This window comes from Acetobacter estunensis (assembly GCF_019083805.1).
GTDB classification, from domain to species: Bacteria; Pseudomonadota; Alphaproteobacteria; order Acetobacterales; family Acetobacteraceae; genus Acetobacter; species Acetobacter estunensis_A.
In genome coordinates, this window is record NZ_JAHRDV010000074.1 from 1 (window position 1) to 486 (window position 486).

Sequence of the window (486 nt, forward strand, 5' to 3'; positions counted from 1 at the left end):
AAATAACATAAAAATATGCCCCTAAAAAGTGAGAAAAATGCTTGTTTATTTGGAAGTTTGTTTAGGAATTACTTACCTTTGCACCCGATTTCAGCATTAAAAGCTTTGATTATCAGCATCTTTATCACTATTCAAGGCTTTGACAAGACGATGTTCCGGGAAGAAATCACTGTTGAAGGACAGTCCCGGATAGTATTAACCAAAACCGTGCCGCATGAAATATGCAAAATGGATTTTTGTTGTATTACTAATAAGTTCCTTGACTTCTTTTGTAGAAAAAGACAAACCTACCGGGGGGTTGAATGTGGGTGACATGGCCCCGGATTTCAAAATCCAAACCATGTCGGCAGAGCAATCCCAAACCGAACTTTCAGACTTGAAAGGAAAGTATGTGTTGCTCAGTTTTTGGGCAAGTTACGACGCGCAGTCCCGGATGCAGAACGCAAGTTTGAGCAATGCGCTTCGCTCTACTGCCCGCAACAATGT

The 486-nt window shown here is 41.2% G+C and carries 1 protein-coding gene; it reads left to right on the plus strand.

The features are described from left to right. Positions 1-214: 214 nt before the first annotated feature. Positions 215-486, plus strand: a 272-nt coding sequence (locus tag KUA11_RS17050) for a redoxin domain-containing protein (RefSeq protein WP_217412239.1), incomplete at its 3' end; no start/stop codon positions are given.